Here is a 26,450-nt window from a genome sequence, read left to right as displayed (position 1 = left end):
TGGCTCCGTACCATTCCGTTTCGTCGGGCTCTGGCGCTAGGGTCACCCTCGGTACTCGCCTCCCGGTGAGACGCCGTGCCCTTGGGGGGTGGGGTCCCGCCCAGCGGTCGCTGGGGGAGGAAGGAACCGAAGTGATGCCCGTACCCGCGCCCAGGCCGGCGGAACCGCCCGCCGCCCTGCCCGACGGCGGGCTGACCCTGCTGGTGATCGAGGACGACCCCGGCGGCGCCCTGTCGGGCCCCGACATGGCGGCGATGACGGGAGCGTCGGGCAAGCCCGTACGCATCCGCACCGCCCGCAACCTCACCGAGGCCGCCCGGCTGCTCACCGACGACGTCCAGTGCATCCTCCTGGACCTGGCGCTTCCACCCCTCGAGCAGGCTCCCGGCGCGCGGTTCGCCGACCCGTCCGACGAGGCCGGCCCGTCCGACGAGCTGGAGACGCTGCGGCGCGTGCTGCGGCTCGCGCCGCACCAGGCCGTGCTCGCCCTGACCGCCGAGGCGGACGCCGAGCGGGCCGCGGAGGCGGTACGGGTCGGGGCGCAGGACTACCTCTTCCGCGACGAGCTCGACGGGCGGGTCCTCAGCCGGGCCATCCGCTACGCCGTCGAGCGCAAGCGCGCCGACTTCGCCCAGCGCCAGCTCACCGAGACCCGGCTGCGGGCCCAGGAGAACGCCCGCCTCGAGCGCGGCCTGCTGCCCCACCCGCTGCTGGCCGGTTCGGAGCTGCGCTTCGCCACCCGCTACCGCCCCGGCCGCAGCCGCGCCCTGCTCGGCGGGGACTTCTACGACACCGTCCGCACCCCCGACGGCACGGTTCACGCCATGATCGGCGACGTGTGCGGGCACGGCCCCGACGAGGCGGCCCTCGGCGTCTCGCTGCGCATCGCCTGGCGCGCCCTGACCCTGTCCGGGCTGTGCGGCGACGAGCTGCTCGACACCCTGCAGCAGGTGCTCGAGCACGAGCGGGCCGACGAGGAGATCTTCGCGACGCTGTGCACGGTCGACATCGCGCCGGACGGCCGCTCGGCCGCCCTGTGCCTGGCCGGCCACCCGGCCCCGCTGCTCGTACGCCCCGGACACGCCCCGGCCCTGCTGCCGCAGGACGACGGCGGACCGGCGCTCGGCCTGCTGTCGCAGGCCCGCTGGCCGCGCCAGGAGGTGGAGCTCGGCGACGCCTGGAGCCTGCTGATGTACACCGACGGCCTCATCGAGGGCCGGATCGGCGCGGGCACCCGGCGGCTGGGCCAGGAGGGCATGATCGAAATGGTCACGCGCCAGGTGAAGGAAGGGCTGCGGGGAGAGGGCCTGCTGGAAGCGGCCGTGGCGGAGGTGCGGGCGCTCAACGGCGAGGAGCTGACCGACGACCTCGCCGTGCTGCTCCTCGAGCGCGGCTGACTCCGGAGGTCTCCGGGAGCCTTCAGCGGCCGCCGTTGTACGGGCCGTAGGGGCCGTCCGAGCTGGAGCCGCCGCGCCGGCGGGGGCCGCCGCGGCCGGAGACCTGGCGCAGGGCGGGGCGCACGTCGACCATGTAGACGATCGTGGCGATCAGGCCCAGGACGGGCAGGAAGCTCAGGATGCCGAAGAAGATGTTCACCGCGGCCGCGATGGCGAGGATGATCAGCCAGAAGGGCTTGGACTGCTTGTCGGCCGCCCGATAGGCGTCCTCGCGGCGGACGGCGGCGTCGATCAGCGCGAACAGGGTGAACAGCAGCAAGCCGACCGACACCCAGGAAAGGACCTCGCCGAAGCCTTCTACCAGCATGCCGCTCACCTTCTGTCGGATCGCCTGTCGCCCACGGTACCGGGAGAACGTTCCGGGCACGCCGGGCGTGCCCGGAACGGGCTCTCGCTAATGGCCGGTCGTCACTCGCCGGTCTTGGCGTCCGCCTTCTTGGCGGTGGCGGCCGGCTTGCGGGCCGGGGTCTTGCGGCCGGCCGGCTTGGCGTCGGCGTCGCCCTCGGCGGCGGGCTCCTGCTTGGCGGCGGGCTCGTCCTTGGCCTGCTCGTCCTTGGCCTGCTCGTCCTTGGCCTGCTTGTCCCGCGCCGCCTGCTCGTCGCTGTCCGGCTCGACGGCGACGGCGATCTCGGAGAGCTCCTCGGCGGCCTCGCCGCGCCACGTCTTCACGGCCTCGCGGCCGCGCTCGGCCAGCTCCTCGAACTTCTCGCCCGCCTGCGCCGCGAGCGCGACGGCCTGCCCGACGGCCTGCAGCGTCAGGTCCTGCGCGGCCTGGCCGAGCTTCTTGGCGTCGGCGTCGAGGGTGCCGGCGATCTCGCCGGCCTTGGTGGTCACCTGCGTCTGCACCTGCTTGGCCCGCTGGGTGAAGCGGTCGCCGAGGGCCTTGGGGTCGGTGTTGCGCAGCTTCTCGATGCGCTCGGGGGCCTCGACGACGAGCTGCCCGATCTTCTCCGCGGTGAGGTCGGCGGCGCCGGCCGCGGCGTAGGCGGTGTCGGTGGCGGCCTTGCGGATGTCCTGAGTGATGGCCATGCGAGGGTCTCCCGGATCAGCTCGAAGGTGTGCTGCGGTCGTTCGTCTTGTCCGTCTCGTCCGTCGCGAGCCCGTTCTCCTTGCGGAAGGACTCGTAGATCTGGAGCAGCACCTGTTTCTGCCGCTCGTTGATCGAGGGGTCGGCGAGGATCACGCTGCGGACCTCCGCCTCGTCCCGGTCCCGTTCGTCGAGGATCCCGGCCTGCACGTAGAGCGTCTCGGCCGAGATCCGCAGGGCCTTGGCCAGCTGCTGCAGGATCTCGGCGCTCGGCTTGCGCAGGCCGCGCTCGATCTGACTGAGGTACGGGTTGGACACTCCGGCGGCATCGGCGAGCTGTCGCAGCGTCAGCTGCGCGGTGCGCCGCTGCTCCCGCAGGTACTCGCCGAGATTGCCGACGTTGAGTGATGCCATGCGGCGATCCTGCCCGAGGTTGCTAACTTTTGCAAGCAGACGCTTGCAAAAGTAGCCACGTCAATTGACCTTTGATTTCCGCAGGGAAATGCACCCCTCGGCAGGTCTGTCGGCGCCATAGGTTGGTGATCGACAAGGCCGCGGAAGAAACCCGCCGCGGTCGCACACGAGGGGGAGCACACTCATGAACGCCAGCGCACTCACGCCGGTTCTGACCCGCGCCGCCGACGCCGAGACCGTCAGCGACCCGAGCAGCGTCATGACCCTGCTCGCCGACTGCGGCACCGACGGCAGCTCGCTCACCAGCTACCGCTCGTCCTTCGCCAAGGGGGCGGTGGGCGCCCCGGCGCACTTCCACACCCGGGCCTCCGAGCTCTTCTTCGTCATCGGCGGCTCCCTGCGGGTGCTCGTCGACGACGAGGTCAAGGTCCTGAACGAGGGCGACTTCCTGCTCGTGCCGCCGCACACGCCGCACGCCTTCGCGGCGGCTCCCGGCGCCGAGGCCGACGTGCTCTTCGTCTTCACCCCCGGCATGCCGCGCTTCGACTACCTCCGGCTGCTCAACCGCGTGATGCGGGGCGAGGCGAGCCCGCAGGAGATCAAGGAGTCGTCCGAGCGCTTCGACAACCACTACGTGGACAGCCCGGTGTGGCGCGCCGCCCTCGAAGCCGCCCAGTGAGCCGGCGGGCGGCCGGGGAGACCGGAGCGGCCGGGGAGACCGGGGCGGCCGGGGAGTCCGTACGCCGGACGCCCCGATCGCCCCGGGCCCGTCAGGTGCGGGCGGGCAGGGTGCCGACGACGACCGTGGCGTCCAGGTCCTCGCAGGCGATGACCCGGGGGACCAGGCCGCCGCGGGCGAACGCGGCGGCCGTCAGCGGGGCCTGACGTTCGCTGGTCTCGACCAGGAGGTGCCCGCCCGGGGCCAGCCACCGGGGGGCCTCGGCCGTCACCCGGCGCTGTACGTCGAGGCCGTCCGCGCCGCCGTCGAGCGCGACCCGCGCCTCGTGGACGCGCGCCTCGGGAGGCAGCAGGCCGATGGCCTCGGTGGGAACGTACGGGGCGTTGGCGACGAGTATGCCGACGCGGCCCCGCAGGGTCGCGGGCAGCGGATCGTAGAGGTCGCCCTCGAAGACCAGGCCGCCGGTGCCGGCCAGGTTGCGGCGGGCGCAGCGGACGGCGGCCGGGTCGATGTCGGCGGCGTACAGCTCCGGCCGGTCCAGGGAAGCGGCCAGCGCGGCGCCCACCGCGCCCGAGCCGCAGCACAGGTCGAGGACGACCGCGCGCGGCCCGGCCAGGGCCGTGGCCTGGTGGACCAGGAACTCGGTGCGGGGGCGGGGGACGAAGACCCCCGGGTCCACGGCTATTCGCAGGCCGCAGAACGCGGCCCAGCCCACGACGTGTTCGAGCGGGAGTCCCGCGACGCGCCAGCCGACCATGGCGTCGAGTTCGTCCGGGGTGCGGGCCGTGGCGAGGAGCAGCTCCGCCTCGTCCTCGGCGAAGACGCAGCCGGCGGCGCGAAGCCTGGTGACGATGGTGGAGAGGGAGGAGGCGAGGGAGGGTGATGCCGACATGGAGAGAGCCTTCCGGGGTTACCGAAGGGTGCTCTCGCGGTCACCTACGCCTGAGGGACCGTACGACCGTGTGGTGAGAGCACCCAGCCTGCTGCAGCGGTAATGGGTCTCACCTCCTCGGTCGGGTACTGCTGACGGCGGTCACTGTACCCGACCTGACGCCGCTTCACTCCGGCCGAAAGGGGGCCGGGCGGCTCGCCGCCGCCCGGCCCCCTTCGGTCCGATGGTCGCTCAGCGGCCGGACAGGCGGCGGCGGGTCATGACGACCAGGCCCGCGCCCGCCGCGACGGCGAGGGCGGCGGCACCCACGACCCAGGGGGTGGAGTTCCCGGCGCCGGTGGTGGCGAGCGAGTCGCCGCCGCCCTGGGCGGAGGTGTCGGCGACGGCGGCCGCCGCCGGGGACGAGGCCGAGGCGGAGGGAGCGGCCGACACCCGCGCCGAGGCCGACGCGGAGGGCTTGACCGAGGTGCTCGCGCTCGGCGTCCCGGAGGGGGACGGCTTGGCGCTGCCGCTCGGGGTCGGGGACTTCGTCTCCCCGCCGGTGGACGGTGAGGGCTTGGCCGCGCCGCCCTTGGCCACGACGTCGATCGGGGAGAGCCGGCGCACCGACGTGCCCGAGATGTCGACCAGGGCGTGGGCGGGGCCCGTGGGGTAGTCGGCGGAGAGCTTGACGCGCAGCTCGACGGTGGCCGATTGGCCCTTCTCGACCTTGCCGCCCGTGACGCTGCCGACGAACGTCGAGCCGGGGGTCTTGTCGTCGATCCGGATCCAGGAGCCGTCCTTGGCGCGGTACTCGATCCGCTGGGTGCTCTTGATCTTCTTCTCGCCGTTGCCGCTGAGCATGAACGTCAGGCGGAGCGGCTCGATCGCCTGGCTGCCGGCGGTGTTGTCGACGATGAAGCCGAACTCCGTCCAGTCGCCGCCGGCGGTGAACGACCGGGGGTACTCGAGCAGCTTGACGGTGGCCTTGACCGGGGCCTGGTCGGTCTTCTTCGTGCCGTCGGCGGGGGCCGGGCCGGTGGCGTGGTCGGGGGTCGTGGCGTCCGGCGCCGTCACGGCGGGCTTCTGGACGTCGGTGGTGGTGCCCGTGGCGGCGGTGGCGGGGGCGGCCAGGAAAGCGGCCGGGGCTATGACGGCAGCGGCGGCCACCGCCGTGATCCGGGACAACTTCATGGAGGGCGACCTCTATTCGTATGAATGTGCCGTAATCGTATGTGGCGGGTGGGTGACGCCGTGCAGCCCCCTGCCGTCGTCCGGCGCGCCGGACGGGCCCGCCCCCACCGCCTCCGCCGCCTCCCGCGGCCGCAGCCCGGCGCCCCGGCCGAAGGCCGTGTCGAACGCGCGCCCGCCCAGGGCCGCGCGCGCCGCCTCCGTCACGCGGTCGACGTCGCCGCGCTCGCCCGCGGGCAGCGGGGCGCCCGCCCCGGCGCGGGCGGCGGCCGCCGCGCCCAGCAGGAGTGCGGCATGCTCCGGACGGCCGGCGAGGGACTCGGCGCCCGCCAGCCCCTCGAGCGGCAGGGCCATCTCCCGGGGGTCGCCCCCGAGGACGGCTATGGCCAGCGCCTCCCGGTGGCGGGCGCGCGCGGCCTCCGCGTCGCCGCGCAGCTCCGCGACGAACCCCAGCTCCGCGAGGACCAGGGAGTTGCCCGGCTCGGAGGAGACCTCGGTGTACCAGTCGCGGATGCGCAGCAGCAGCGCCTCGGCGGTGGCGAGGTCCCCGGAGCGGCGGGCCGTCAGGGCCAGGCCCAGCTCGGCGTGGATCTCCCCGAAGCCGAAGCCCTGCTCCACGGCGCCGCTCCGGGCCCGTTCGTGCAGCTCCCGCGACCGGTCCCGGTCGCCGGTGAGCAGCGCGATCCGCCCCAGACGGGAGAGCAACCGGCTGGTCTCCGTGGCCAGATGGAGGCCCTCGGCCAGCTCCAGCGCGTCGTGGAGCAGCCGTTCGGCGTGCGCGTAGTCGCCGCTGATCTCGGCGAGGGTGGCCAGCGGGCCGACGCTCTGCAACGCGCCCCAGCTGTCGCCCAGTTCGCGGAAGAGGGCGGCGCTGCGTTCGCCGTCGGACCGCACCGCCGACAGCTCGCCGCGGATCAGCGCGTGCGTGGCCCGCAGGCCCAGGGCCGCCGCGACGCCCCAGCGGTCGCCGATCTCCTGGAACCCGGCCAGGGCGCGGCCGGTGAGCTCCTCGCCGGCCCTCGTGTTGCCGGTGTTGAAGAGGGCGTAGGCCTGGAACCACCACGTCCTGGCCCGGACGCCGGGGTCCGCCGGCTCCGGGCCGGCGGGCGCCGCGAGGGGCGCGGGACGGCCGGTCAGCAACGCGAATCCGTGGTGCAGGGCGCGCACTTCGGCCCGTACGTCCTCCAGGCCGGGCTCGCCGTCCGCCGGGCCCGTGTCCCCCGCCGACAGCGCGGCCCGGGCCCATCGCCGTGCCTCGCCCAGACGGCCGCGCAGCAGCCAGTACCAGGACAGGGCCGCCACCAGCCGCAGCGCCTCCTCCCGCATGCCGCCGCGCACCGCCGTCTCGAGGGCGGTACGGAGATTGCCGCCGTCCGCGTCGAGGCGCCGCAGCCAGTCGTGCTGGCCGGGGCCCTGGAGGCCGGGGCGGGCGCGCTCGGCGAGGGCGGTGTAGTAGCGCACATGGCGCTCGCGCGCGGCGGTCTCGTCCGCCATCTCGCGCAGCCGCTCGGTGGCGTAGGCGGCGACCGATTCCAGCAGGCGGTAGCGGGGGCCGAGCGGGCCGTCGGCCATGACGACGAGGGACCGGTCGACGAGGCGGGCGAGCAGGTCGAGCACGTCCTCCGGCGGCACCCCGGGGCCCGCGCAGACGGCCTCGGCGGCCCGCAGCGTGCAGCCGTCGGTGTGCACGGCGAGGCGCCGCAGCACGATGCGCTCCGGGGCGGTCAGCAGCTCCCAGCTCCAGTCGATGACCGCCCGCAGGGTCCGCTGGCGGGCGGGAGCGCCCCGGCGGCGGCCCGTGAGGACCCGGAAGCGGTCGTCGAGGCGGTCCGCCAGCTGCCGTACGCCCAGGGCCCGTACGCGCGTGGCGGCCAGTTCCAGGGCGAGCGGGAGTCCGTCGAGCCGCCGGCAGATCACCTCGACGGCGTCCCGGGTGGACGCGTCCAGGGCGAAGCCCGGGGCGGCGGCCGCGGCGCGGGCCGCGAACAGCCGCACCGCGTCGTCGCCGCTCAGCGGCTCGACCGGCCGTACGACCTCGGCCGCGAGGCCCAGCGGCTCCTGGCTCGTGGCCAGCAGCCGCAGGCCGGGGGCGGCCCGCAGCAGCCGGTCCGCGAGGTCGGCGACGGCGTCGACGGCCTGCTCGCAGTTGTCCAGGATCAGCAGGGCGCCACGGTCGCGCAGCGCCGCCGCCAGCCGGTCCGTGGCCGGTGGGGCGGGCCGGCCGGGCGGCGCCCCGTCGTCCCGGATGCCCAGCGTGCCGGCGACGACCTCCGCGAGGCTGTCGCGGTCGCCGTGCCGACCCGCCAGCTCCACCAGCCACACGCCGTCCGCGCCGCCTCCGCCCTCTCCGTCCCGCAGCCGTGCGGCGACCTCGGTCGCGAGGACGGTCTTGCCCACCCCGCCCGGCCCGGTCAGCGTCACCATGCGGCTGCCCGAGGCCAGCAGCGCGACCGTGTCGGCCACCGCCCGCTGTCTGCCGACGAGTTCGCCGAGGGGAGCGGGCAGGTTCGTGCGCGGCGGGGCCTGTGGCGCGGGGGACAGCTCGGGGGCCTGGGTGAGGATGGCCCGGTGGAGCGCCGCGAGCTCCGGGCCCGGGTCCAGGCCCAGCTCCTCGGCCAGGAGCGTGCGCAGCTCGTCGTAGGAGGCCAGAGCCTCGCTCTGGCGGCCCGCGGCGTACAGCGCCCGGAGCTGGAGGGCGCGCAGCCGCTCCCGCAGCGGGTGCCGCGCCACGAGGGCCGTCAGCTCCCCGGCGAGGGCGTCGTGCTCGCCGAGCTCCAGGCGGGCCTGTGCCTGGTCCTCGAGGGCGGCCAGCCGCAGTTCCTCCAGCCGGAGCGCGGCGGGGCGTACGTACTCCTCGTCGGCGAAGTCGGCGAACGCCGGACCCCGCCACAGCCCGAGCGCCTCGGTGAGCAGCCGGGCCCGCTCGCGCGGGCCGGCGGCCGCCCCGGCCCGGGAGGCGAGGGCCCGGAAGAGGCCGGCGTCGGTGTCCTCGGCGGCGACCGGCAGGCGGTAGCCCGGGGGCTGGCGCGGGACGCGGTCGCGTCCCACGGTCCGGCGCAGCTGGGAGACCTTGACCTGGAGGGCGTTGGCGGGGTCGGCGGGCGGCGTCCCGCCCCACAGGTGGTCGAGGAGCCGGTCGGCGGAGACCGGCCGGCCTTCGTGCGCGAGAAGGAGGGCCAGCAGCGCGCGGACCTTCGCCTCGCGCACCGTGACCGGATCCCCCGCCTCGTCCCACACCGTCAGTGGACCGAGCACCCCGAATCGCATGACCGGACCGTAACCCAGGGGTCTGACAGTGGATCATCAGCCGGTCCACAGCGGATCGTCAGAGCGTCTCGGCAGAGTGCGGGGCATGACGACTTACGCGAACAAGAAGGCCGTGATCACCGGCGGCACCATGGGTATGGGCCTGGCCATCGCCAAGCGCCTGGTCGAGGGCGGCGCGGAGGTGCTGCTGACGGGCCGCAACGAGAAGAACCTGCGGGACGCGCGCGACGAGCTCGGACCGGGCGCCCGCATCGTCCGCTCCGACACCGCCGACCTCGAGGACATCGCGGCGCTCGGCACGACGGTGGAGGAGACCCTCGGGCACGTCGACTACCTCTTCGTGAACGCCGGCATCGCGGAGCTGACCCCGGTGGCGGAGGTCACCGAGGAGTCCTACGACCGGATGTTCGCGGTGAACACCAAGGGGGCGTTCTTCACCGTGCAGCGGATGCTGCCGCTGCTGCGCGAGGGCGGTGCGATCACCTTCACCACGTCCATCGCGGACTCCGGGGGCTTCGCGGGGATGTCGGTCTACTCCGGGACGAAGTCCGCCCTGTGGTCGTTCGCCCAGGTGCTCGCGGCCGAGCTGGTGGGGGCGGGGATCCGGGTGAACGCGGTGAGCCCCGGCTTCATCGACACCCCGACCATGGGCGTGGCCGGGTTGTCCGCCGAGGAGCAGGCGTACTTCAGGGGGGTGGGCGACACGGTCACCCCGATGCGGCGGCACGGCTCGCCGGACGAGGTGGCCCGTGCGGCGCTGTACCTGGCCGCGGACGCGACGTTCACCACCGGCCTGAAACTGCCGGTCGACGGCGGGCTCGGGCAGCGCCTCACGCCGGCGGGGTAGTGGCGAGGGCGCCGGGGCCGGTGCGGGGGACCGGCCCCCGCCGCCTCGAGCCCCTGCCGCCGCATCGGCCGCTCACGCGCCGTACGGGCGCTTCTCGCGGGCCTCGCGCAGGGACAGGGCCCACCACGTGAGCTGGTCGAGCATCGCCTTCGCGGCGCCGGCGGCCGAGGTGCCGGCCTCCTCGTCCAGGTGGCGGCCGGAGTCGTCCAGCTTGCCCCACGGGCTGTGGAAGCTGACCGTCTCGCGGATGGTGACGGCGTGCAGCTCGGCGAAGACCGGGCGCAGGTGCTCGACGGCGCGCAGGCCGCCGGAGAGTCCGCCGTAGGAGACGAAGGCGACCGGCTTGGCCCGCCACTGGGTGTAGTGCCAGTCGATGAGGTGCTTCAGGCTCGCCGGGTAACTGTGGTTGTACTCGGGGGTGATGACGATGAAGGCGTCGGCCTCCTCCAGCCGCGGGGACACGGCGGCGAGGATGGCGGCGTCCTCCGGGCCGGGCTTGCCCGAGAGGTTCACCGGCAGCGGGTTCTCGGCGAGGTCGATGACGTCGACCTCTATCTCGGGGTGCTGGGCGGTCTGCTCGGCGAGCCAGTTGGTGACGGTGGGGGCGAAGCGGCCCTCACGGGTGGAAGAGACGATGACGGCGAGGCGGTAAGTGGTCTGCATGGGGAACACTCTCCTACCTCAAGCTTGGTTGAGGTCAAGCTTTTCCTGTGATGCATGATCAGAACTGATCGGGGCACCACGGCCGACGCGCCGTGCGCAGCATCAGCTCCGCCCGCTCCGCCGCCCCGGGCCGCTCCTCGGCGACGCGTCCCAGCGTCGCGAGACGCACCGCCGACTCGTCGCCGAGACACAGGGCGCCCAGCTCGCCGACGTCCAGGGTGAGTTCGGCCGGCCGGGAGGTGGGCACGCAGCTCGCGCCGTCGGGGCCCGCCTCCAGCAGGAAGCGGCCGCCGGCCAGACCGGCGGGGTCGACGACCTGGAGGACGAGCGAGCCGGCGCCGGAGTACGTACGGGCCTCGAGCAGGGCGGGGGTGTCGAGGGGGCGCAGCCACAGGTGGTCGGCGTGGGTGGTGATCCTCGCGGCGCGCGGGTCGGGCAGCAGCAGCGGCAGGAGGTCGTCGGGGGCGCGCAGTCCGGACAGGACACGGGTGACCCAGTCGACCGACAACAGGTAGTGCCACAGGGCGCGTTCGGCCTCGGCCGAGACGGCGATCAGGCTGCGCACGGTGGCGGTGGTCCGTGACCTCTTGGCTTCCCACACGCCGTCGGCGGTGTAGGTGAGCAGGCCGTCCACGGTGCCGTCGGCGGACCGGTACAGGGCGTAGTACGGCTCGGTCCAGGCGGGCCCGCTGTTGATGAAGAGATCGCCGGTGGCGAACCGCCACCAGCGGTCGGTGCGGTCGACGACGCCGTGCCGGCCGGCGCGCAGCCGTTCGTGCAGGCCGGGGCCCAGCTCCCGGACGGTCGTGCCGTCCACGAGGTCGACGCGGCCGCCGCTCCCGGGGCCGGCGTAGCGCGCGTCGAGGCCGGTGGCGGCGACGTCCACCTCCCACTCGGTGACCCAGGTGGCCGGGCCGTAGCCGTACCGTCCGTAGATCGGGTACTCGGCGGAGAGGAGCGTCGCGGCGGCGTCGCCGCGCTCCTTGGCGGCCCGCAGGTCGCGCTCCACCATGCGGCTGAGCAGCCCGCGCCGGCGGTGGGTGGGGGCGACGGTGACGTTGGTGACGGCGTTCGTCCGCACGGACGCGCCGCCGGGCACGGACATGTGCTGGGTGAAGCTGCGGAACGTGCCGACGCACGCCCCGGTGGCGGTGTCGAACGCGCCCTGCGTGCGGGCGAAGTCCATGCCCGCCCGGCGTATCTCGATCTCCTCCTTGGACACCGCGGGGGTCTGGAGGAAGCCGATGCGCATGGCGCGCAGCCAGCCGGGCAGGTCGGTGTCGTCGATCGTCCGCACGTCGAGGCTCATGACAGCACGTTAGGTGCCGCCCAAAGCAGGACGCACGCGGTTTCTTACGGTCGTCAGGAGGGCGATACGCAGCGCATGGCGGCGTCCGCGCCGTGCGCGCCCGTCCGCACGGCGCGCACGGTCCGCACGGCGCGCCGGTGTCAGAACGCGGCGCGTATCTCGCCGACCTGCCGCGCACCGCCCAGCAGCGGCTGTGCGGCGATGCGGTCGAGGACGGGGGCCTCGACGCCCATCATCCGCAGCACGCGGGCCAGCACCGGGCCCAGCGCCCGCAGGGCACCGTCGTCGATCTTGAAGGCCAGGGCCCGGCCGTCGGGCAGGGCCACGGCCTGGACGGCCTCGGCGCCCATCTTCGACAGCGCGCCGGGCACCTCGCGCATCAGCCAGGTGTCGGGGCGGCGGGTGCCGGCGACGTACTCGGGGTGGGCGCGCATGGCGTCGGCGACCGCGCGCTCGGGGGTGCCCGGGGCGGCCGTCACGAAGCTGCGGAAGGCGCGGGCCAGGCCGGTCAGGGAGAGCGCCATCAGGGGCGCGCCGCAGCCGTCGGTGCCCACGTGGGCGACGTCCTCGCCGCTCGCCCGCTGCACGACGTCCAGCACCAGGAGCTGCAGGGGGTGCTCGGGGTCGAGGTAGGAGTCGGTGGGCCAGCCGTTGGCCGCGCAGGCGGCGATCATGGCCGCGTGCTTGCCGGAGCAGTTCATGGTGATCCGGTCGCGCACCTGGCCGGAGGCCAGGTAGGCCTCCGCCTCGACGGGGTCGAGCGGGAGGTCCGGCGGGGTCTGCAGGTCGTCCTCGGGGAGTCCGAACTCGGTGAGCATCGTGCGCACCAGGTCGAGGTGGAACGTTTCGCCGGAGTGGCTCGCCGCCGCCAGCGCCAGCCGCTCCCCGGACAGCTCCAGCCCGGCGCGCAGCACGGCCGCCGCCTGCATCGGCTTGTTGGCCGAGCGCGGGTAGACCGGGGCCGCGGGGTCGCCCAGCGCGAACTCGACGCTGCCGTCGGCCGCCAGCACGACCAGCGAGCCGCGGTGCACGCCCTCGACGAAGCCCGAGCGGACCACCTCGGCGAGGACCGGGGACAGGCCGGGTATACGGGCGCCTTCGGCCGGGACGGCGGCGTACACGGGCGACACAGGGGTCGAGGAGGTCATCGTCGGCCTTCCGGGGTGGTGCGCGACCGCCCCGGTGGTTCTGTCAGGAGATCACGAGAGCAGGTCGTCTACTTGTGCTTCTCCTTCACGGTACCTGCGTGCGATCTCGGCACTGCAATCGTCGGCCGTGCGCTGCACCCCCTGCCGGCGCAGGGACACCTGGCGCTCGTACCCCGCCAGGCGGGCCATGCCGTCCCGCAGCTCGCCGTCCGTGCGGGCCGCCAGGTCCGACAGCCCGACCTCCGCCAGCATGTCCTCCACCACCCGCCGGTGCTCCTCGCTGTGCGGGGTGCGCAGCGTCACGTGACGGGCCGAGGAGCGCTGCGCGGAGGGCCCGTCGGAGAGGATCTCCGTCAGCCGGTCGACCAGCAGCCGCTCCACCGCCGGGGACTCGGGCGCCGCCCGGCGGGCCAGCTCGGCCCGCAGGATGTCGATACGGCCCTGCAGGAGCCGGCGGACGTAGCTGAGGTCGGCCTCCTCCTGCTGGGCCTCCCGGCGCATCGTGCGCAGCTCCGCGAGGCTCAGCTCGTTCATCCGGCGACCGGGGACGTCCGCCAACCGTCCGGAACGCTGGGTCGGTGGTCTGGCGTGCAACGATTCACCTCCGCCCGCGCGGAGCTCCATGGCCGTTCGGTCCGCGGCCGTGAGCGTTCGGCCATCCTCGGTCGGTGTGGTCATGCGGTTCCGTCCCCTCGGGCGGTGTGCGGCCGGAGCGTCCCGCCGTTGCCCGCAAAAGGCACCGCCTGCACGCATCGTGCCATTGGGCATGCCCCGGCCGCAGGGTCTCTCCACCGCAACGAACCCGTACGGGCGCAGGGCATCATGGTCCGTATGCGTGCTGTGGTGCAGAGGGTGGACGGGGCGAGCGTCGCCGTGGACGGCCAGGTGGTCGGCGAGATCATCGGCGAGGGCCTGTGTGTGCTGGTCGGCGTGACGCACGAGGACACCCCCGAGCGATGCGCCCAGCTGGCCCGCAAGCTGTGGTCGCTGCGGATGCTCAAGGACGAGAAGTCCTGCTCGGACATCGGGGCGCCGCTGCTGGTGATCTCGCAGTTCACCCTCTACGGTGACGCCCGCAAGGGACGGCGGCCCACCTGGAACGCGGCGGCCCCCGGCCCGGTGGCCGAGCCGCTCGTCGACGAGGTCGTGGCACAGCTGCGGAAGCTGGGCGCGCACGTCGAGACGGGCCGGTTCGGGGCGGACATGAAGGTGTCCCTGACCAACGACGGCCCCTTCACCGTGCTCATCGAGGTCTGAAAGGGCGGGAGCGAAGCGCCGCTCCCGCCCGGCCGCCTACGGTTCGACCACCGTCTCCTGCGAGGCGGCGGTTCCCTCGCCGACCAGCAGCGTCGCGTCCACCGGGACGTTCCGCTTGACCAGCGCCAGGGCGATCGGCCCCAGCTCGTGGTGGCGGACGGCCGTCGTCACGAAGCCCAGCTGACGGCCCTCCGGGCCGTCCGAGGCCAGGCGGACGGGGGTGCCGTGGCCCGGAATGGTCACCACGCTGCCGTCGAGGTGCAGGAAGACCAGGCGGCGCGGCGGCTTCCCCAGGTTGTGGACACGGGCGACCGTCTCCTGGCCGCGGTAGCAGCCCTTCTGGAGGTGGACGGCCTCGCCGATCAGGCCCAGCTCGTGGGGGATCGTGCGGTGGTCGGTCTCCAGGCCCAGCCGGGGCCGGTGGCCCTCGACGCGCAGGGCCTCGTACGCCAGGACGCCCACCGCCGGGCCGTGCTCCGCCGCGAACTCCGCCAGCCGCTCACGGGGCAGGAACAGGTCCCGGCCGTACGCCGTCTCGCGCGCGACGACGCCCTCCGGCGTCGCGGCGATGGAGCCGGCGGGCAGGTACGCCACCGCGATGTCGGCCGTGCGGTCGGCGACCTCGACCTCGTAGAAGAACTTCATGCTCTCCAGGTACGCGACCAGGTCGTCCTGGGTGCCGGGCTCCACGTGCGCCCAGGTCGTCTCCCCGTCGTCCACCAGATACAGCGCGTGCTCGATGTGGCCGTGCGGGGAGAGGATCAGCGCCTGCGTGGCCTGGTGGGGCGGAAGCTCGCTCACATGCTGGGTGAGCAGCAGGTGCAGCCAGGCCAGCCGGCCGGGGCCGGTGACGGTGATGACACCGCGGTGGGAGAGGTCGACGAACCCGGAACCGTCCGCGAGCGTGCGCTGCTCGCGGAACAGGTCGCCGTAGTGCGCGGCGACGCCTTCGTCCGGGCCCTCGGCGGGGACGGCGCCGGGCAGCGACAGCAGAGGGCTCTTCGTATGACGCAGCATGCCGACCAGCCTACGGCGCGCCGGGCGAGGCCTTCGAACGGCAGCCGGAGCACCGGCCGAAGATCGCGAAGTGCTTCATGTCCGTGTCGAAGCCGAAGTCCTCGCGCAGCTTCGCGGTGAAGGCCTCGGCCACCGCCAGGTCGGCCTCGATGACGTTCGTGCAGTCCCGGCAGACCAGGTGTATGTGGTGGTGGCGGTCGGCGAGGTGGTACGTGGGCGCGCCGTGCCCGAGATGGGCATGGCTGACCAGGCCCAGCTCCTCCAGCAGCTCCAGCGTCCGGTAGACCGTCGAGATGTTCACCCCGCCCGCGGTTTTGCGGACCTCGGTGAGGATGTCGTCCGGCGTCGCGTGCTCGAGCCGGTCGACGGCCTCGAGAACGAGCTGGCGCTGCGGGGTCAGCCGGTAGCCGCGTTTACGGAGATCGCTCTGCCAGTCGGTGTCCACCACGCTCCCAGTCTAGGCAGCGTCAGCCCTTCCGTACCCCGTTCAGGTACCCGGCGAGCGCGGCGACCGCCTCGGGGTTGCGCGGACTCTCGACGAGGTCGACGTAGTCGAGGACGAAGACGCGCTTGTTCTTGACGGCCGAGACGTTCGCCAGCGGGGGGTAGGAGAGCAGGAACTTCTTCTTCTCCTCGGCCGTGACGTCCCCGTAGTTGTTGATCACGATGACCTCGGGATCGCGGTCCACGACGGTCTCCCAGCCGACCTGGACCCACGAGTCCTTGAGGTCCTTCATCACGTGGTCGCCGCCGGCCCGGGTGATGATGTCCTGCGGCCCGGCGTACGCGCCCGAGGTGAAGGGCTTGTCCCGGCCGTCGTCGTACAGGAACACCCGCGGCCGCGGGCCGTCCTCCGGCACCGTCGCCCGCACCTCGGCGACGCGCCGCTGGAAGCGGGTGACGAGCTTCTCCGCCCGGTCCTCGACGTCGAAGATCCTCCCCAGCGTCCTGAGGTCCGTGTACAGCGCCTCCAGCGGCGGCATCACGCCGCGCGACGTGCCGCTGCCGCCGTTGTGGCAGGACTCGGTGAGGACGTGCGAGCCGACGCCGAGCTTCTTGAGGGCCTCGGGCGTGAAGCCGGTGCCCTCGCCGAAGCCGTAGTTCCAGCCCGCGAAGACGAGGTCCGCCCTCGCGTCCAGGACCAGCTCCTTGTTGATCTCCTTCGTGGACAGCCGCTTCACCTTGTCGTAGCCGCTCTTCCAGGGCGCGGCGCCCCGGTCGTCGCGGCCGGCGCGGTAGTCCGGCGCCACATAGCCGGCCATGTGGTCCTCGAGGCCGAGCGCGAACATGATCTCGGCGATGCCGACGTCGTTGGTCACCACGCGCCGCGGTGCCCTGTCGTACGTCGTCTTCACCCCGCAGTTGGAGATCGTCACCGGGTAGTGGCCCGGGGAGCCCGAAGCCTCGCTCTGTTTGTCGTCGGGACCGTCCGAAACCTTCGCACCGCAGCTCGTGAGGGTGACGGCGGCGAGCAGGGCGAGCGCGAGACGGGCGGTACGGGCGGCGGCGGTACGCATGGTGTCCTTACGGCAGGCGGTCGAAGAGCAGCTGCGGCGCGCCGGAGGCCGGGTGCGGCACGCGGTGCGCCCGTACGGAGAAGACCTCGGCGAGCAGCCCGGGCGTCAGCACGTCGTGCGGCGGGCCGGAGGCGACGATGCGGCCGCCCGCGATCACGTACAGGGCGTCGCAGTGGGTGGCGGCGAGGTTGAGGTCGTGCAGCGCGGCCAGGACCGTCAGGCCCGATGTGCGCACCAGCGACAGGACCTCCAGCTGCTGGGCGATGTCCAGGTGGTTCGTCGGCTCGTCCAGCACCAGCACCTTCGGCTCCTGGGCCAGGGCGCGGGCGATCAGGACGCGCTGCTTCTCACCGCCCGAGAGCGTGAGGAAGACCCGGCCGGCGAGGTGGTCCGCGCCCACCCGCCGCAGCGCCGCCGCGCACCGCTCGCGGTCCGTCGCCGTGACCCGCCCGGCCGCGCTCTGGTGCGGCAGCCGCCCCATGGCCACCACCTCGTCGACGGTGAAGCCGAACTCGCCCGCCGTCTCCTGCGGCAGCGCCGCCAGCCTGCGCGCCCCCTCCCGGGCGGTCAGGGCGTGCAGATCGTCGCCGTCCAGCAGCACCCGCCCGGCGGCCGGCCGCAGCGCGCGGTAGACGCAGCGCAGCAGCGTCGACTTGCCGCTGCCGTTGGGCCCGACCAGGCCCACGACCTGCCCGTCGCCGGCCCGGAGGGTGATGTCGTGGACGAGCCGGGCACCGGCGATCTCCACCGACAGGTCCTCGACGTCGACCCGCATCACGCACCTCCGAAGCTGTAGCCGCGCCGCCGCATCAGCACCACGAAGCAGGGCACCCCGATGAGCGCGGTGATGACCCCCACGGGCAGTTCCACGGGCGCCAGCAGCAGCCGGGAGACGACGTCGACCCACAGCAGCAGCACGGCGCCCAGCAGGGGCGCCACGGCCAGCACCCGGCGGTGGTCGGCGCCGACGAGCATGCGGGTGACGTGCGGGACCATCAGCCCCACGAAGCCGATGGCGCCGCTGACGGCCACCACGGCCCCGGTGACGGCCGCCGTCACGACGAACAGCACCCGGCGCAGCCGCTCGGCGTCCACGCCCAGCGCGGCCGCCGTCTCGTCGCCCATGGCCAGCGCGTTCAGGCCGCGCGCCGACCACAGCAGGTAGCCCAGCCCGGCCAGCACGACGGCGGCGGCGATGGGCACGGACGACCAGGTGGCGCCGCCCAGGCTGCCGAGCAGCCACATCATCGCCGAGCGCGCCGCCTCGCCCCGGGAGGCGCTGAAGACCATGAGCGTGGTGACGGCGGAGAAGCCGTAGTAGAGGGCGCTGCCGGTCAGCACCAGCCGCAGCGGGGTCAGCCCCTGGGCGGTGCGGGCCGCCGCGTACACCAGGGCCATGGCGGCGAGCGCGGAGACGAAGGCGGCGCCCGACAGGGCCCAGACGCCGAGCGAGGCGAAGGCCCCGAAGAGCAGCACGGCGTTGGCGCCGACGGCGGCGCCGGAGGAGATGCCGAGGGTGAAGGGGTCGGCGAGGGCGTTGCGGACCATCGCCTGCACGCCCACCCCGATCGCGGACAGCCCCGCGCCGACGACGGCGGCCAGCAGGGCGCGCGGGAAGCGCAGCTCCCAGACGATCGTGTACGCGGAGACCTCGTCCGGCGCGATGGTCCCGCCGGTCAGCCCCGCCCGCAGATGGCGCAGCGTCCCGGCCCAGCCGATGCCGGAGGATCCGAGCGCGACGCAGCACAGCAGGGACAGGAGCAGGGCGGCGGTGAGCCCGGCGATGAGCGGCGGCAGGGGTAACCGCCGGGGCGTCGCGGCGGCGCCGGGCGCCGGTCCCGGCGTCCTGGGGACGGCCGGGGTGTCGGTCGGCACGGGGAGGGTCCTCTCGCAGTCCACGGCGAGTGCGGGCAGGGACGCTCACCGCCGCGGGCGATCGGGCTCGCGGAGGACCCCCGGAAGGGCCCTCCGCCTACCGTTGCGGGTCAGCGCCGGAATTCGACCGGACTTCCCCCGCGGGGCGAGATGGGGCGGTGCCTACGGGTTGTAGGGCGTGCCGTCCTGACGGAAGAAGGACACGCCGTCCGGCAGGTCCTCGGGCAGGCTCTCGGCCCACTCCTGCAGGCTCTGCTGCGTGCCGACCTTCTTCAGGTGGGCGGACATGTAGGGGCGCAGCGGCACCTCGGGGGTGGCCTTCTCGCCGACCCACATCAGGTCGCCCTTGACGTAGCCGTACAGGCGCTTGCCGCCGGAGTACGGGCCGGAGGCATCGGTGCGGGCGACGGCGTCCGTGGCGAGGTCGATCTGCGGCTTCTGGTCGGCCAGCTCGCCGTACCAGACCTCGGCGACACCGGAGTGACGGGTCATGACGACCTCGACGTTGCGGTTCTTGTCGATGCGCCAGAAGCCGGCCTCGGTCTCCAGCGGGCGGACCATCTTGCCCTCGCCGTCGAGCACCCACGTGTGGGAGGTGTACTCGATGAAGTCACGGCCGTCGTGGGAGAAGGTGACTTCCTGCCCGAAGTTGCACTTCTCCTCGCCGGGGAAGTCCGCGACGCCGGCGCCTTCCCACTTGCCGAGGAGGAAGACCAGGGGCACGAGGTCGGGATGGAGGTCGGACGGAATCTCAATCATGAGCTCAGGCGATCTGTAGAGGGTGCGGAACGAAACGGGTCAGCGCTGGCCCTGGTACAGCTTCTTCCAGGTCAGACCCGCGAAGGCGATGACGCCGACGGCGACCAGGACCAGCAGGGTGGTGAAGACTGCCTCAAGCACGAGCGCGCTCCTCGGTCGGAGTGAGGTGATGTGTTTACGGACCGGGTCGAGTCTAGTCGGCCGGGTCACGAGAGGCGCTGTGAGGTTGGCCGTGCCCCGGGCGCCTAGAGTGGCGCGCATGGCCAAGAAGCTCGTAATCAAGGTGACGGCGGGGGCCGACGCTCCCGAGCGGTGCTCGCAGGCGTTCACGGTGGCGGCCGTGGCGGTGGCCAGCGGGGTGGAGGTGTCGCTGTGGCTGACCGGCGAGTCGTCGTGGTTCGCGCTGCCGGGGAAGGCGGCGGAGTTCGAGCTGCCGCACGCCGCGCCGCTGCCGGATCTGATCGACGGCATCCGCGCCGGAGGCGGGATGATCACGGTGTGCACGCAGTGCGCGGCGCGTCGTGACATCGAGGAGAAGGACCTGATCGAGGGCGCGCGGATCGCCGGTGCGCAGGTCTTCGTCAGCGAGGCCATGGCCGACGGCGTGCAGGCGCTCGTCTACTGACAGGGCTCGCTCGTCTACTGACGGGGCTCGCCCGGCGAGCACGTTGATCGCGGCTCGCGCGCGGCCGGGCGGCTACTGGTCGTGCGAGCGCGGGCGGCGCTTGCCGTCGAGCTCGTCCCACCACTCGTCCGACTTGGGGTCGCCGGAGGGGTCGTCCCACCAGCGGTCGTCCGGGCCCCGGCGGTTGGCGACGATGGCGGCGACGGGCGGGATGACCATGGCGAAGAGGCACATGCCGACGGCCGCCGGCACCGACCACAGGCGCACCACGGCCCAGGCCAGGACGAACATGCCGATACAGGTGCCCATCATGGCGAAGTAGAGGTGCCTGCGCCGCGCGTACACATCTTCACCGTACGACGCCGGCCCGTGCGAGGCGAAGGGCCGCACCCCCCTCAGGCGTCCAACCCGGGGTGCGGCCCTTCGCGGACCTCAGGCGCGCGCGGCGGCGCGGCTCAGACGGCGATGGCGACGTTCGCCAGCGCGCCCTTCTCGGCGAGGACGACCGTACGGTCGGCCGTGGCGCCCGGCACCAGCGCCCGGACCGTCCACGTGCCCTCGGCGGCGTAGAACCGGAACTGTCCGGTGGCGGAGGTGGGCACCTCGGCGGTGAACTCGCCGGTCGAGTCCAGCAGCCGCACGTAACCGGTGACGGGCTCGCCGTCGCGGGTCACCGACCCCTGGATGGTGGTCTCACCGGGCTTGGCGTTCGAGGCGTCCGGGCCGCCGGCCTTTGCTCCACACATGTGCGTGATCCTTAACTGTCGCGGGCGAGGGGTCAGTTGGCGCCGAGCTCGATCGGCACGCCGACGAGCGAGCCGTACTCGGTCCAGGAGCCGTCGTAGTTGCGGACGTTCGGCCGGCCGAGCAGCTCGTGCAGCACGAACCAGGTGTGCGCGGAGCGCTCGCCGATGCGGCAGTAGGCGATGGTGTCCTTGGCGAGGTCCACGCCCGCGCCCTCGTAGAGCTCCTTGAGCTCGTCGTCGGACTTGAACGTGCCGTCGTCGTTGGCCGACTTCGACCACGGGACGTTGCGGGCGCTCGGCACGTGGCCGGGGCGCTGCGACTGCTCCTGCGGGAGGTGCGCCGGGGCGAGCAGCTTGCCGCTGAACTCGTCGGGGGAGCGGACGTCGACGAGGTTGAGGCTGCCGATGGCGGCCAGGACGTCGTCGCGGAAGGCGCGGATCGAGGTGTCCTGGGCCTGGGCCCGGTACTCCGTGCGGGGGCGCTTGGGCACCTCGGCGACGAGGTCGCGGGAGTCGAGCTCCCACTTCTTGCGGCCGCCGTCGAGGAGCCTGACGTCCTGGTGGCCGTAGAGCTTGAAGTACCAGTAGGCGTAGGACGCGAACCAGTTGTTGTTGCCGCCGTAGAGGACGACGGTGTCGTCGTTGGCGATGCCCTTGTCGGACAGCAGCTTCTCGAAGCCGGCCTGGTCGACGAAGTCGCGGCGGACCGGGTCCTGGAGGTCGGACTTCCAGTCGATGCGGATGGCGTTCTTGATGTGGTTCTTGTCGTACGCGGAGGTGTCCTCGTCGACCTCGACGATGACGGTCTTGGGGTCTTCGGCGTCGATGCGGGCCTGGACCCAGTCGGCGTCCACCAGGACGTCACTGCGGCTCATGCTGTTCTCCTCCGGGGCAGATGGGGGCGCCCCCACTCCCGGTCAGGGCCATGGGGGAGGATGCGCGCCAGCGTGTGCGGGGTGCGCGGCGGTCGATCGAGCGCCGCGCCGCGCAACGGGTGATGCGGGTGGTGCGGGGAGGCGGCCGGAGAGGCCGGAAGGAAACCGGAAGAACGGCTTCCTGTCAGACACGGCGACACAGCATGGCGGCAACGCGGCACAGGTCGACTGCCCGCCGCTTCGTCAGATCCGCCTGTCGCTTCATAGGGGCGATCGTAGGGAGGGCAGCGGGCCCTGTCACGGGGGCGCCAGATAGTGAGACGTTGAATTCCGCATTTCGGGACGGGGTCAACGCTCAAAGGGCCCCGCAGGCCCTTCCGGGGCCCGCGAGGCCCGGAATCCGGCCCCATGGACTGATGTACGGACGCGAGCGTCTCGGAACGTGGGACCAGGGGCCGTCCGGCTCAGCCGGCCAGGTTGACGTCCGTCCCGGTCAGCGTGACGTCGACGCCGGTCGGCGTGGTGACCACCTTGTCGAGCTTGAGGCCCTTGGGCAGGCCCGTGAGCTGCCGGTCGAAGTCGGTCTTCGCGCGGACCGCCTGCTCCAGCCCCGGAATGCCCTGCGCCGGGATCTCGTCGGCCCGCACCCGGATCGTGGTGCCGTTCACCACGGTCACCGTGGAGACCACGCTGCGCGTGACCGGCTGGCCCATCACCGGGACCGTGCCCGTCACCTTCACCTGGTTGCCGCCGGAGCCGTCCTTGCCGCCGTAGGCGACGCTGACGCCGGGGTCGGCCGTGGCCTTGGTCAGGTCCTCGTAGGAGATGTGCGCGGTGCCCGTCGCGCGGCCCGCGATCGCGGAGGTGAAGCTGCTGTCGATGCGGACGTCGTGCAGCTTGGCGTCGAAGCCGCTGACCTTGATCGAGCGGTCGCCCGCGTTGGCGGTGATGCCGCCGTCGAGCTTGATGTCGACCTCTTCGAGCTCGGAGCCGGCGACCTGGGTCAGGAAGGGGAAGCCCTTGATCGAGACGCTGGGGGTGCCGGAGAGGCCCTGGCTGCTGCGGATCTTCTCGGCCGCCTGGTTCTCGGCGATGTAGACGGCCGCCCGGTCGGCGGCCACGAACAGGCCGCCGAGGACTATGGCGACAATCAGAGTTATCCGTAGAGCGCGCACGGCTGTCGGTCCCCCCACAAGTAGATCGGCAGGCCGGTCGGCCCGGTTCGGGTCAGGCCGCCCTGGCCTGCCCCGCGAGCCTAACCGGGCCGATCGGACAAACGCCGGGCCGGTCACGTAACTCCTCTGTAACCGATCCGGCGCGTGTTGATCATTATTGATCAGCAGGGGAAGTGGTCCGTCAGCCCAGGGCCCTGCCCAGCACATAGACGGCGGGTGCCGCCAGCGCCAGCGGCAGGGCGACGCCGGCCGTCATGTGCACGAAGCGCGAGGGGTAGTCGTAGCTCGCCACCCGCAGGCCCACCAGGGCGCACACCCCGGCCGCCAGGCCCAGCAGCGCGCCCGTGGTGCCCATGCCGGTCAGCTGGCCGCCCGCGATCCCCGCGCCGGCGGCCGCCACCAGGGCGACGACGGGAGCGGCGAGCGACGGCAGCGGCAGGGCCCGCGCCAGCACGGCCGCGGCCACGCCGGCCGCGCCCACGACCACGGCGTCGGGGTCCGCCGCGAGGTGACCGGCCGCCACCACCGCGAGGGCCGCCGAGGCGGTGGCCGCCGTCAGCCCGTACAGCCGCTCGTCGGGTGAGGCGTGGCTGCGCAGCTGAAGGACGATGACCAGCAGAATCCATACGCCCAGCGTGCCGAGCAGCACGGTCGGCGCCTTGCTCGCCTCCGTGGCCAGCAGCGCCGCGTCGGCGACCACGCCGCCCAGGAACGCCAGCGCGATGCCCTGCCGGGCGGGCCACATGCCGTTCAGCCGGAACCAGCCCGCCGCCGTGACCGCCTGCAGCAGCACCACCGGCACGGCCAGCGCGGCCTCCGCCAGCGGAGCCGCGGCCGCCAGCAGCGCCGCCAGCACGGCCGTGATCAGCGCCGGCCGGAAGCCGGGGGAGAGGATCTGCGCCCGGCCCTCGGCCTTCGCCTTCTCGGCGGCCGTCAGGGGCCGGTCGGCGACGGGCGCGGGCTCGGCGTCCAGTTCGGGGTGCGAGGGGTACGACAGCGCGGCCGCGGACGGGGGCATCCCCGCCACGGGCATGGGCTCGGCCACCGGCGCCGGGGTGCCGGTGGAGTGGTACGGCTGCGGCGTCTGCGACCGCGGTGCCTGCGGCTGCGGCCGGTCCCAGGCCGCGGCGCCCGTGCCGCCGCCGGCCCACGGCGCGTCGTGCGCCGGCTCGGCGACCGGCGCCGGCTCCGCCTGCTGCTGCCAGGCCCGGGCGTCCCAGCTCTGGGTCTGCCAGGTCTGCGTGTCCGGCTCCTCGTGCGCCGGGAAGCCGTGCTGCGGCTGCGGCCACGCGGGGGCGGCGGGCTGCGCCGGGGCCTGGTGCTGGTGCGGTGCCTGGTGCTGACCCTGGGCGTGGTGCGGGTCCTGGCCCTGGGCGTCGTAGCCGTAGTCGTACGCCGGCGGGGCCTGCCCGTCGGCCGCCTGGGGGTCGTAGGGCGCGTAGGGCTCGTACGGCGCGTACTGATCGTGCCGCTCGTACGGCTCGTACGGATTGTGGTGGTGCTGATCGCTCATGCTGCCGGGGTCACCCTCCTGCGAAGGGCGGGAGCACCTCGACCGTGCCGCCCTCGGCCAGTTGGACCGTCGAGTGGTCGCGCGTGCCGACGGGGTCGCCGTCCACGAGGAACGAGCAGCGCGAGAGCACCCGCGCGAACTCCGGCTTCCCCTCGTGCCGACCACGGGCCGCCGCGAGGGCGTCCGCCAGCGTCGACGCGGCGTACGGCTCCTCGGGCGTGCCGGCGGCGGCCTTGGCCGCGGCCCAGTACCGGATGGTGCCGACCGGTGGTACCGGCGGCCCCGGCTGTGCCGGCAGCCGAGCCGGCCGCGCCGGTCGTGCCGTGTGTGTCGTCGCCACGGCGACCCCTTCCGTTCTTTCCGGCATCTTGCCGTCCTCCATGATGACGGGTGCCGCGCGGGGCGCGGTCCCCAGCCGTTAAAGGTGGGGCCGTGCGGAGGGGTGCTCGCATAGGCTGCCTGTGTGCTGGTACGACTTCTCCGGGCTTATGTGCGGCCCTATTCCGGAGCGATCGCGACGGTTGTTCTGCTGCAGCTCGTGCAGACGCTCGCGACGCTTTATCTGCCCACCCTCAACGCGGACATCATCGACAAGGGCGTCGTCAAGGGCGACACCGGCTACATCCTGGGCACCGGCGGGCTGATGCTCGCCGTGACCCTGGCGCAGATCGTCTGCGCCATCGGCGCCGTGTACTACGGCGCCCGTACGGCCATGGCGGTCGGCCGTGACCTGCGCGGCGAGGTCTTCGACCGCGTGCAGTCCTTCTCCTCGCGGGAGATGGGGCAGTTCGGCGCCCCCTCGCTGATCACGCGCACCACCAATGACGTCCAGCAGGTCCAGATGCTGGTGCTGATGACGTTCACGCTGATGGTCTCGGCGCCGATCATGTGCGTCGGCGGCATCGTGCTGGCGCTTCAGCAGGACGTGCCGCTGTCGGCGCTGCTGCTGGTCATCGTTCCGGTGCTGGCGACCATCGTGAGCGTGATCATCTGGCGTATGCGCCCGGTCTTCCGGGGTGTGCAGGACCGTATCGACGTCGTCAACCGCGTGCTGCGCGAGCAGATCACCGGCATCCGCGTCATCCGTGCGTTCGTCAAGGACACGCACGAGCGGAAACGATTCCGTTCCGCCAACGACGACTTGATGGACGTCTCGCTGCGGGCCGGCCGGCTGATGTCGACCATGTTCCCATCCGTGATGCTGGTCGTGAACCTCTCCTCGATCGCCGTCGTGTGGTTCGGCGGCCACCGCATCGAGGACGGCGGCATGCAGATCGGCGCGCTCACCGCGTTCCTCAGCTACCTCATGCAGATCCTGATGGCCATCATGATGGCCACCTTCATGTTCATGATGGTGCCCCGCGCCGAGGTGTGCGCCGAGCGCATCCAGGAGGTGCTGACCACCGACTCCAGCGTGGTCCCGCCGCTCGCGCCGGTCACCGAGCTGCGCCGCCGCGGCCACCTGGAGATCAGCGGTGTGGAGTTCCGCTACCCGGGCGCCGAGGAGCCGGTCCTCAAGGACGTCTCCCTCGTCGCGCGGCCCGGCGAGATCACCGCCGTCATAGGCTCCACCGGCAGCGGCAAGTCCACGCTGCTGGGCCTGATCCCGCGCCTGTTCGACGCCACCGCCGGAGCGGTCCTCCTCGACGGCCACGACGTGCGCGAGCTCGAGCCGGTCCTGCTGTCCGACGCCGTGGGGCTCGTACCGCAGAAGCCGTACCTCTTCTCCGGGACCGTGGCCTCCAACCTGCGCTACGGCCGTCCCGAGGCCACCGACGAGGAGCTCTGGCAGGCGCTGGAGACCGCGCAGGCCCGTGACTTCGTCGAGGCGATGGACGGCATGCTCGACGCGACCGTCGCCCAGGGCGGCTCCAACGTCTCGGGCGGCCAGCGCCAGCGCCTGGCGATCGCGCGGGCCCTGGTGCGCAAGCCCGGGATCTACCTCTTCGACGACTCCTTCTCCGCCCTCGACTACGCCACCGACGCCCGGCTGCGGGCGGCGCTGGCCGACGAGACGCAGGACGCGACGGTGCTCATCGTGGCGCAGCGGGTCTCGACGATCCGCGACGCCGACCGCATCGTGGTCCTCGACGGAGGGCGCGTCGTCGGCACCGGCACCCACACGGAACTGATGGGGACGAACGAGACCTACCGGGAGATCGTGCTCTCCCAGCTCACCGAGGAGGAGGCGGCGTGACGTCCCCCGACAAGCCGGCCG

At 73.2% G+C, this 26,450-nt stretch carries 29 protein-coding genes and 1 riboswitch; of the genes, 6 read left to right on the top strand and 23 right to left on the bottom strand.

Annotation, left to right across the window (positions count from 1 at the left end):
• Positions 1-134: 134 nt before the first annotated feature.
• A complete protein-coding gene (locus AB4K12_RS23300; RefSeq protein ID WP_368436041.1) occupies positions 135-1,397 on the top strand; it encodes a PP2C family protein-serine/threonine phosphatase in 1,263 nt (420 codons plus the stop codon).
• 22 nt (positions 1,398-1,419) lie between these two features.
• Here the strand turns inward: AB4K12_RS23300 and AB4K12_RS23295 are convergent, their stop codons facing one another.
• The 3 genes from AB4K12_RS23295 to AB4K12_RS23285 all read right to left on the bottom strand — a co-directional run bounded on the left by AB4K12_RS23295 (position 1,420) and on the right by AB4K12_RS23285 (position 2,898).
• A complete protein-coding gene (locus tag AB4K12_RS23295; RefSeq protein ID WP_368436040.1) occupies positions 1,420-1,764 on the bottom strand; it encodes a DUF2516 family protein in 345 nt (114 codons plus the stop codon).
• 101 nt (positions 1,765-1,865) lie between these two features.
• The gene (locus AB4K12_RS23290) at positions 1,866-2,486 is read right to left on the bottom strand and encodes a hypothetical protein (RefSeq protein WP_368436039.1); all 621 of its coding nucleotides are present in this window, start codon (positions 2,484-2,486) and stop codon (positions 1,866-1,868) included.
• 16 nt (positions 2,487-2,502) lie between these two features.
• Positions 2,503-2,898 carry a helix-turn-helix domain-containing protein gene (locus tag AB4K12_RS23285; protein WP_086568554.1) on the bottom strand — a complete coding sequence of 132 codons (396 nt, stop codon included), beginning with the start codon at positions 2,896-2,898 and terminating at the stop codon, positions 2,503-2,505.
• A 184-nt stretch (positions 2,899-3,082) separates the two neighbouring features.
• Between AB4K12_RS23285 and AB4K12_RS23280 the strand changes: the two genes are divergently transcribed.
• Positions 3,083-3,577, top strand: a complete 495-nt coding sequence (locus AB4K12_RS23280) for a cupin domain-containing protein (RefSeq protein WP_368436038.1) — start codon at positions 3,083-3,085, stop codon at positions 3,575-3,577.
• A gap of 91 nt (positions 3,578-3,668) precedes the next feature.
• On the opposite strand, the gene AB4K12_RS23275 is transcribed toward AB4K12_RS23280, so the two are convergent.
• The 3 genes from AB4K12_RS23275 to AB4K12_RS23265 all read right to left on the bottom strand — a co-directional run bounded on the left by AB4K12_RS23275 (position 3,669) and on the right by AB4K12_RS23265 (position 8,906).
• The gene (locus AB4K12_RS23275; RefSeq protein ID WP_368436037.1) at positions 3,669-4,469 is read right to left on the bottom strand and encodes a putative protein N(5)-glutamine methyltransferase; all 801 of its coding nucleotides are present in this window, start codon (positions 4,467-4,469) and stop codon (positions 3,669-3,671) included.
• A gap of 231 nt (positions 4,470-4,700) precedes the next feature.
• Entirely contained in the window at positions 4,701-5,642 is a 942-nt protein-coding gene (locus AB4K12_RS23270; protein ID WP_368436036.1) for an LAETG motif-containing sortase-dependent surface protein, read from the bottom strand.
• 12 nt (positions 5,643-5,654) lie between these two features.
• On the bottom strand, positions 5,655-8,906 hold the full coding sequence (locus AB4K12_RS23265; protein ID WP_368436035.1) for a BTAD domain-containing putative transcriptional regulator: 3,252 nt from the start codon (positions 8,904-8,906) through the stop codon (positions 5,655-5,657).
• An 85-nt stretch (positions 8,907-8,991) separates the two neighbouring features.
• On the opposite strand from AB4K12_RS23265, the gene AB4K12_RS23260 reads away from it, so the two are divergent.
• Positions 8,992-9,753, top strand: a complete 762-nt coding sequence (locus tag AB4K12_RS23260) for an SDR family oxidoreductase (RefSeq protein ID WP_368436034.1) — start codon at positions 8,992-8,994, stop codon at positions 9,751-9,753.
• Between the two features lie 72 nt (positions 9,754-9,825).
• Here the strand turns inward: AB4K12_RS23260 and AB4K12_RS23255 are convergent, their stop codons facing one another.
• From AB4K12_RS23255 to AB4K12_RS23240, 4 genes are all read right to left on the bottom strand, one after another.
• The gene (locus AB4K12_RS23255; protein ID WP_368436033.1) at positions 9,826-10,416 is read right to left on the bottom strand and encodes an NADPH-dependent FMN reductase; all 591 of its coding nucleotides are present in this window, start codon (positions 10,414-10,416) and stop codon (positions 9,826-9,828) included.
• Between the two features lie 58 nt (positions 10,417-10,474).
• Complete coding sequence (locus tag AB4K12_RS23250) at positions 10,475-11,725, bottom strand: GNAT family N-acetyltransferase (protein WP_368436032.1); 1,251 nt, start codon at positions 11,723-11,725, stop codon at positions 10,475-10,477.
• A gap of 140 nt (positions 11,726-11,865) precedes the next feature.
• A complete protein-coding gene (locus tag AB4K12_RS23245; RefSeq protein WP_368436031.1) occupies positions 11,866-12,873 on the bottom strand; it encodes an asparaginase in 1,008 nt (335 codons plus the stop codon).
• Between the two features lie 51 nt (positions 12,874-12,924).
• Entirely contained in the window at positions 12,925-13,497 is a 573-nt protein-coding gene (locus tag AB4K12_RS23240; RefSeq protein WP_368436090.1) for an AmfC protein, read from the bottom strand.
• 207 nt (positions 13,498-13,704) lie between these two features.
• Between AB4K12_RS23240 and dtd the strand changes: the two genes are divergently transcribed.
• On the top strand, positions 13,705-14,130 hold the full coding sequence (gene dtd / locus AB4K12_RS23235) for a D-aminoacyl-tRNA deacylase (RefSeq protein WP_368436030.1): 426 nt from the start codon (positions 13,705-13,707) through the stop codon (positions 14,128-14,130).
• Between the two features lie 36 nt (positions 14,131-14,166).
• Here the strand turns inward: dtd and AB4K12_RS23230 are convergent, their stop codons facing one another.
• The 6 genes from AB4K12_RS23230 to AB4K12_RS23205 all read right to left on the bottom strand — a co-directional run bounded on the left by AB4K12_RS23230 (position 14,167) and on the right by AB4K12_RS23205 (position 19,298).
• Positions 14,167-15,147: a folate-binding protein YgfZ gene (locus AB4K12_RS23230; RefSeq protein ID WP_368436029.1), complete on the bottom strand. Its 981-nt coding sequence runs from the start codon at positions 15,145-15,147 to the stop codon at positions 14,167-14,169.
• A 10-nt stretch (positions 15,148-15,157) separates the two neighbouring features.
• Positions 15,158-15,595: a Fur family transcriptional regulator gene (locus tag AB4K12_RS23225; protein ID WP_086569287.1), complete on the bottom strand. Its 438-nt coding sequence runs from the start codon at positions 15,593-15,595 to the stop codon at positions 15,158-15,160.
• A gap of 19 nt (positions 15,596-15,614) precedes the next feature.
• A complete protein-coding gene (locus AB4K12_RS23220) occupies positions 15,615-16,664 on the bottom strand; it encodes an ABC transporter substrate-binding protein (RefSeq protein ID WP_368436028.1) in 1,050 nt (349 codons plus the stop codon).
• 7 nt (positions 16,665-16,671) lie between these two features.
• Positions 16,672-17,439: an ABC transporter ATP-binding protein gene (locus tag AB4K12_RS23215; protein WP_368436027.1), complete on the bottom strand. Its 768-nt coding sequence runs from the start codon at positions 17,437-17,439 to the stop codon at positions 16,672-16,674.
• Positions 17,439-18,461, bottom strand: a complete 1,023-nt coding sequence (locus AB4K12_RS23210; protein WP_368436089.1) for a FecCD family ABC transporter permease — start codon at positions 18,459-18,461, stop codon at positions 17,439-17,441. Before AB4K12_RS23210 ends, AB4K12_RS23215 begins: the two co-directional genes overlap by 1 nt.
• 133 nt (positions 18,462-18,594) lie before the next feature.
• Positions 18,595-18,678, bottom strand: a riboswitch (cobalamin riboswitch).
• 23 nt (positions 18,679-18,701) lie between these two features.
• Positions 18,702-19,298, bottom strand: coding sequence for an FABP family protein (locus AB4K12_RS23205; protein WP_368436026.1), 597 nt, complete (start codon positions 19,296-19,298; stop codon positions 18,702-18,704).
• A gap of 259 nt (positions 19,299-19,557) precedes the next feature.
• Here AB4K12_RS23205 and AB4K12_RS23200 point away from each other — a divergent pair, with 259 nt between their 5' ends.
• Positions 19,558-19,923 (top strand): DsrE family protein, encoded by a 366-nt coding sequence (locus AB4K12_RS23200; protein ID WP_362261819.1) that lies wholly within the window; start codon positions 19,558-19,560, stop codon positions 19,921-19,923.
• Positions 19,924-19,995: 72 nt separating this feature from the next.
• Here AB4K12_RS23200 and AB4K12_RS23195 read toward each other — a convergent pair whose 3' ends face one another.
• From AB4K12_RS23195 to AB4K12_RS23165, 7 genes are all read right to left on the bottom strand, one after another.
• Positions 19,996-20,268: a DUF3099 domain-containing protein gene (locus tag AB4K12_RS23195; RefSeq protein ID WP_190064484.1), complete on the bottom strand. Its 273-nt coding sequence runs from the start codon at positions 20,266-20,268 to the stop codon at positions 19,996-19,998.
• Positions 20,269-20,378: 110 nt separating this feature from the next.
• A complete protein-coding gene (locus tag AB4K12_RS23190; RefSeq protein ID WP_368436025.1) occupies positions 20,379-20,669 on the bottom strand; it encodes a DUF1416 domain-containing protein in 291 nt (96 codons plus the stop codon).
• Between the two features lie 32 nt (positions 20,670-20,701).
• Positions 20,702-21,544 carry a sulfurtransferase gene (locus AB4K12_RS23185; RefSeq protein WP_368436024.1) on the bottom strand — a complete coding sequence of 281 codons (843 nt, stop codon included), beginning with the start codon at positions 21,542-21,544 and terminating at the stop codon, positions 20,702-20,704.
• Positions 21,545-21,728: 184 nt separating this feature from the next.
• Positions 21,729-21,809, bottom strand: a complete 81-nt coding sequence (locus AB4K12_RS23180; RefSeq protein WP_356454418.1) for a putative leader peptide — start codon at positions 21,807-21,809, stop codon at positions 21,729-21,731.
• Between the two features lie 199 nt (positions 21,810-22,008).
• Entirely contained in the window at positions 22,009-22,719 is a 711-nt protein-coding gene (locus AB4K12_RS23175; protein WP_368436023.1) for a DUF2993 domain-containing protein, read from the bottom strand.
• A gap of 181 nt (positions 22,720-22,900) precedes the next feature.
• Positions 22,901-24,232, bottom strand: coding sequence for a hypothetical protein (locus AB4K12_RS23170; RefSeq protein ID WP_368436022.1), 1,332 nt, complete (start codon positions 24,230-24,232; stop codon positions 22,901-22,903).
• Between the two features lie 10 nt (positions 24,233-24,242).
• Positions 24,243-24,530: a MoaD/ThiS family protein gene (locus AB4K12_RS23165; protein WP_368436088.1), complete on the bottom strand. Its 288-nt coding sequence runs from the start codon at positions 24,528-24,530 to the stop codon at positions 24,243-24,245.
• A gap of 165 nt (positions 24,531-24,695) precedes the next feature.
• Between AB4K12_RS23165 and AB4K12_RS23160 the strand changes: the two genes are divergently transcribed.
• On the top strand, positions 24,696-26,429 hold the full coding sequence (locus AB4K12_RS23160; RefSeq protein WP_368436021.1) for an ABC transporter ATP-binding protein: 1,734 nt from the start codon (positions 24,696-24,698) through the stop codon (positions 26,427-26,429).
• The last annotated feature ends 21 nt before the right edge of the window (positions 26,430-26,450 follow it).

The sequence above is a fragment of the Streptomyces sp. C36 genome (assembly GCF_040932295.1).
Classification (GTDB): Bacteria; Actinomycetota; Actinomycetes; order Streptomycetales; family Streptomycetaceae; genus Streptomyces; species Streptomyces triculaminicus.
The sequence above is the reverse complement of the archived record's forward strand: the minus strand, read 5'-3'. Positions and strand labels throughout refer to the sequence as shown.

Coding starts and splice junctions, on each gene's coding strand:
- AB4K12_RS23200 (WP_362261819.1), top strand. CDS start 19,558: ATGGCCAAGAAGCTCGTAATCAAGGTGACGGCGGGGGCCGACGCTCCC.
- AB4K12_RS23220 (WP_368436028.1), bottom strand. CDS start 16,664: ATGCGTACCGCCGCCGCCCGTACCGCCCGTCTCGCGCTCGCCCTGCTC.
- AB4K12_RS23300 (WP_368436041.1), top strand. CDS start 135: ATGCCCGTACCCGCGCCCAGGCCGGCGGAACCGCCCGCCGCCCTGCCC.
- AB4K12_RS23290 (WP_368436039.1), bottom strand. CDS start 2,486: ATGGCCATCACTCAGGACATCCGCAAGGCCGCCACCGACACCGCCTAC.
- AB4K12_RS23180 (WP_356454418.1), bottom strand. CDS start 21,809: ATGAAGCGACAGGCGGATCTGACGAAGCGGCGGGCAGTCGACCTGTGC.
- AB4K12_RS23205 (WP_368436026.1), bottom strand. CDS start 19,298: ATGATTGAGATTCCGTCCGACCTCCATCCCGACCTCGTGCCCCTGGTC.
- AB4K12_RS23275 (WP_368436037.1), bottom strand. CDS start 4,469: ATGTCGGCATCACCCTCCCTCGCCTCCTCCCTCTCCACCATCGTCACC.
- AB4K12_RS23230 (WP_368436029.1), bottom strand. CDS start 15,147: ATGCTGCGTCATACGAAGAGCCCTCTGCTGTCGCTGCCCGGCGCCGTC.
- AB4K12_RS23285 (WP_086568554.1), bottom strand. CDS start 2,898: ATGGCATCACTCAACGTCGGCAATCTCGGCGAGTACCTGCGGGAGCAG.
- AB4K12_RS23170 (WP_368436022.1), bottom strand. CDS start 24,232: ATGAGCGATCAGCACCACCACAATCCGTACGAGCCGTACGAGCGGCAC.
- AB4K12_RS23255 (WP_368436033.1), bottom strand. CDS start 10,416: ATGCAGACCACTTACCGCCTCGCCGTCATCGTCTCTTCCACCCGTGAG.
- dtd (WP_368436030.1), top strand. CDS start 13,705: ATGCGTGCTGTGGTGCAGAGGGTGGACGGGGCGAGCGTCGCCGTGGAC.
- AB4K12_RS23280 (WP_368436038.1), top strand. CDS start 3,083: ATGAACGCCAGCGCACTCACGCCGGTTCTGACCCGCGCCGCCGACGCC.
- AB4K12_RS23265 (WP_368436035.1), bottom strand. CDS start 8,906: ATGCGATTCGGGGTGCTCGGTCCACTGACGGTGTGGGACGAGGCGGGG.
- AB4K12_RS23215 (WP_368436027.1), bottom strand. CDS start 17,439: ATGCGGGTCGACGTCGAGGACCTGTCGGTGGAGATCGCCGGTGCCCGG.
- AB4K12_RS23295 (WP_368436040.1), bottom strand. CDS start 1,764: ATGCTGGTAGAAGGCTTCGGCGAGGTCCTTTCCTGGGTGTCGGTCGGC.
- AB4K12_RS23190 (WP_368436025.1), bottom strand. CDS start 20,669: ATGTGTGGAGCAAAGGCCGGCGGCCCGGACGCCTCGAACGCCAAGCCC.
- AB4K12_RS23270 (WP_368436036.1), bottom strand. CDS start 5,642: ATGAAGTTGTCCCGGATCACGGCGGTGGCCGCCGCTGCCGTCATAGCC.
- AB4K12_RS23240 (WP_368436090.1), bottom strand. CDS start 13,497: ATGGAGCTCCGCGCGGGCGGAGGTGAATCGTTGCACGCCAGACCACCG.
- AB4K12_RS23250 (WP_368436032.1), bottom strand. CDS start 11,725: ATGAGCCTCGACGTGCGGACGATCGACGACACCGACCTGCCCGGCTGG.
- AB4K12_RS23185 (WP_368436024.1), bottom strand. CDS start 21,544: ATGAGCCGCAGTGACGTCCTGGTGGACGCCGACTGGGTCCAGGCCCGC.
- AB4K12_RS23245 (WP_368436031.1), bottom strand. CDS start 12,873: ATGACCTCCTCGACCCCTGTGTCGCCCGTGTACGCCGCCGTCCCGGCC.
- AB4K12_RS23260 (WP_368436034.1), top strand. CDS start 8,992: ATGACGACTTACGCGAACAAGAAGGCCGTGATCACCGGCGGCACCATG.